We start from the raw sequence: 3,612 nt of genomic DNA on the forward strand, positions 1-3,612 counted from the left end.
CATCTGTGTTATCCCATTTCTGTTTCCTATTCTCGCTTATTCCCCGACAAGTCTATTTGCTCATTCTGGCTTTCAGATTTGAATCGCATGAGAAGACGTATGAGAGGACGTTCTGTAGGGACGTTATATGTAACGTCCCTATGGATGGATGTGCAAGATGGTGAATCTAAATTGGTATTAGTATAGTGAGGGCATTTGATAGAAGATCACCAGGGAACCCCAATTTGTTAATCAACTGATCATCACCGACTACTAGTGGCTTTGCGCCTGTAGCCTGTATCGTGCAGTTCATTACCGTTTTGGGCAGGCTCGTACCACAAACGACGGTAGATCAGTTCAAATCGGCCACCGACTTTGGAGAAATACTCTACCTGCTTGCTACGGACAGTGACACAAAGCCGCAGAATAAAGAGAGCCATAATCGCCACAACCATACCAGTCGCCGTTGCAATCAGAGCTTCACCAATCCCAGCCGCCGCTTTGGACGTATCGACGCTGCTACCACCCCCCCCAATCTTCAAGTTAACAAAGGTGAGAATCAGCCCTGTTACTGTGCCTAACAGTCCTAACAGCGGAGCAATGCCTACAACTGTTTCAAGCAATTTATCGCCCTGGCGCATCTGCACAAACTCTTCATCGCCAGCAGTCTCTAATGCGAGCCGAATGGTTTCAGGAGAAGAGTCGCGGAGCCTTAGCGCGGCTAAAAGAAACCGGGCAATGGGTTTATCTTGAGCACGGGCCGCGATCGCCGCTGCCTCATCCAAATCATATTGAGCCGCTTCCAATACATCATGGGCGATCTGATCTTCCTTACGCAGGAGATTAACCCAAAAGATGGCTCGCTCAACTCCAGTTGCCAGCGTCGCTACAGACAGTCCCACCATTGGAATCATCACTGGGCCGCCTTCAGACAGTAGTTTCAGCAGATTAGACATGGGTGTGAAATCGAGTGTAGAAGGGATGATATGCGATGGAGCGTCTGTAGAAGGGTGGCGATCGTTGGCACCGTTCCATCATTTAGGAATATCTTTCCAGGTAACAATGAGCGTGCCCGCTTTATCTTTCGTCGGTACCAGATTGAGGTAGAGCTTCAGCTTGTCTCTTGCTCGCGTCACTTCATAGACCTTTCCACCCCCAAAATCTGGTAATGGATCGGACACGTCAAAGCCATTTTGCTGGAGGTTGTTGCGGAAAAATTCATCCATCATCGCGTCGAACGAGTAGCCCACAACCAGGCTAATGTTGCGAATTCCTGGCTTTGTCACCAGTGCGCCTGCGCTAATGCCCTTGCCAGTCGCTTCGGTATAGAAAAACGTTGGCTGATCAAAATTTGATGGGTCAGCGTTTTGCGCTTCTAGATTGCTGAGCACTTCCGAGACTTCGGGGGGCACTTCCACCGCTTTTTTCAGGTCTTCCAGCGATCGAGCGGCATCAGACAGCACATACACGCTTCCCTTGTCTGTTTGAATGATGCTCAAAACCTGAGTCTGACCGTTGCGCGAGATTTGAAACACCTGGCGATCAACCAGTTGCATGCTCGGCTTCACGGCATATTTTTTAGCAGGAAGCTTTCTGGCATAAAAGTCAGCAACCTGCTTAACGCTATCCGATGTCTGCTGACAGGATGACAAATTAAAGCAACCGGGTTGGGCACCTGGATAAAGGGGGAAATCGTCCCAGGCGCCAGATCCAGAGGTGTTCGCGTTACCAGTCACTTCGCGTCTTGATGGCGCTTTGGGCTGAGGAATGGGCGGCGTGCTCGTCGATCGCGCTACTGGTTTGACCAACGGTTTTGCTATTTTTTTGACGCTTGGTGCGGCTTTAACCAGTTTAGGTAGCTGGGTAATACGAACCTGCTTTTCTGGATCTTTAGATGGCACTGGCTTTGGCTCCTCACCTGTAGGCACCAGTAACAACAGCCCATGTAGACCCAGAGAGACCACGATCCCTAACCATAGCCACTTAGCGCGTCCTCCTTTCCGCTGGTTTGTGGAAAGAGCGGGGGCAAAGCGTCCTCTGCATTGAGGAATGCGTCAGAAGGTACGGCAGAAGAACGTGATGATGGATTTTCCGCTTCATCGGTTGCAACCGTTCCATCTGATGAGTGATGAGGCATAGGATCGGGGCGCTGAGAAGACAAAATTGAAGTCAAAATTACAGGCGTTAAACGTGTGAGGAAGTGAGGAGCGGCCCTGTTTGGGCGGCGATCGCAGCTATCGTCCGGGCTCAAAGTGACAACAGTTGCAAGTGCCAATTAGCGCTTAGCAACATAGATCTGGTCAAAGACTGCGCCATCGCCAAAGAACTTTGCCTGCACCGTATCCCAACCGCCATAGTTCTTCACGCTGTATAGGCTCTTGATGGGCGAAAACTTGCGGGCAAATTCCTGCTTGACCGTCGCGTCTACAGGGCGAAAGCCAACTTTGGCAAACTCTCGCTGGGCTTCGGGGGTAAACAGAAACTTGGCAAACGCTTCAGATACTTCGCGAGTGCCATGCTTGTCTACATATTTATCGACCACTGCAACCGGACTGTCGATCGAAATATTTACCTGAGGAATGACGGTGAAAAAGCCCGTTTCACCTTTTTGCGCTGCCAACACCACTTCATTCTCATAGTTCAGCAGCACATCGCCCTGACCTTATTTTGTAGAAGAAATCCGATGCTTCCCGCGCATCTTTCGCCAGGACAGGCGTATTTTTGTAGACCTGCGTGACGTAATCCTTCGCCTTGTTTTCGTCACCACCTGTTTGGATGATGGAAGACCATAGCCCCAAGAAATTCCAACGGGCCACGCCAGAGGTCTTGGGATTTGCATTAATGACGCTAACACCAGGCTTCAACAAGTCAGCCCAGCCTTTGATGCCTTTGGGGTTACCAGCACGGGTCACCAGAGCAACAACCGATCGAGTGACGATCGACTCATTGGGCAATTCTTTCTCCCAGCCCGAATTAACCAACCCCGCCTTCTGCAATCTGCCCGTATCTAGCCCTAGCGCCAGTACCGTTACATCGGCTTCCAAGCCATCAATCACAGCACGGGTTTGAGTACCAGACCCACCGTAACTCTCGCTAAACTTTACCTCTTGGCCTTTTTCGCGCTTCCACTTTGCCTCAAACAACGGAATAATTTTAGAGAAGGCTTCTTGCGTGACGGCGTAAGAAACGAGAGTTAATTCGACGGTTTTCTTCTGGCTCACAAGCTGGGTCTGGCTGGAAACACCTGCGCCTTGCCTGGTACTGGTAGAGTACTCTTGCAAAGCCGCATTAATCGCATACGCAGGCCCAGCGATACCTATGCTTAATCCCACGGTCGCTAATAGAAGCCGATGCGGCGTAGAGGCTTGGCGTAATGGTTGGGCGACGTGGTTAAACAGATCCAAAACTTGGGTTACAGCCGCGTTTGGTTTGGATGGGCGATCGGCCTGGGAACGATTCTTGCTCATAAGTTAGACGCTGCGTTTAATGAAGTCAGCTAAGAGGATGTCTGAGAAGTGTCAGAGACACTGCCTTCGCCCCCTCAATCCCCCAATTCTGGGGGACTTTCACCTCAGAACCCCCCAGATTTTGGGGTTGGGCAGGGTGGTTTCATACAAGGAAATGAAAAACTTG

Annotated in this window: 3 protein-coding genes and 1 pseudogene; all 4 read right to left on the reverse strand. The window is 50.5% G+C overall.

Going from position 1 to position 3,612, the window contains the following annotated elements:
• Window positions 1-242: 242 nt before the first annotated feature.
• The 4 genes and pseudogenes from AC5JLP_RS09450 to AC5JLP_RS09465 all read right to left on the reverse strand — a co-directional run bounded on the left by AC5JLP_RS09450 (window position 243) and on the right by AC5JLP_RS09465 (window position 3,446).
• Window positions 243-935 carry a MotA/TolQ/ExbB proton channel family protein gene (locus AC5JLP_RS09450; RefSeq protein WP_496067683.1) on the reverse strand — a complete coding sequence of 231 codons (693 nt, stop codon included), beginning with the start codon at window positions 933-935 and terminating at the stop codon, window positions 243-245.
• Window positions 936-1,013: 78 nt separating this feature from the next.
• Window positions 1,014-1,943 carry a hypothetical protein gene (locus tag AC5JLP_RS09455; protein WP_496067684.1) on the reverse strand — a complete coding sequence of 310 codons (930 nt, stop codon included), beginning with the start codon at window positions 1,941-1,943 and terminating at the stop codon, window positions 1,014-1,016.
• Between the two features lie 5 nt (window positions 1,944-1,948).
• Entirely contained in the window at window positions 1,949-2,116 is a 168-nt protein-coding gene (locus AC5JLP_RS09460) for a hypothetical protein (RefSeq protein WP_496067685.1), read from the reverse strand.
• 138 nt (window positions 2,117-2,254) lie between these two features.
• Window positions 2,255-3,446: pseudogene (locus tag AC5JLP_RS09465) on the reverse strand (sulfate ABC transporter substrate-binding protein).
• Between the last annotated feature and the right edge of the window lie 166 nt (window positions 3,447-3,612).

The organism is Stenomitos rutilans, assembly GCF_059505485.1.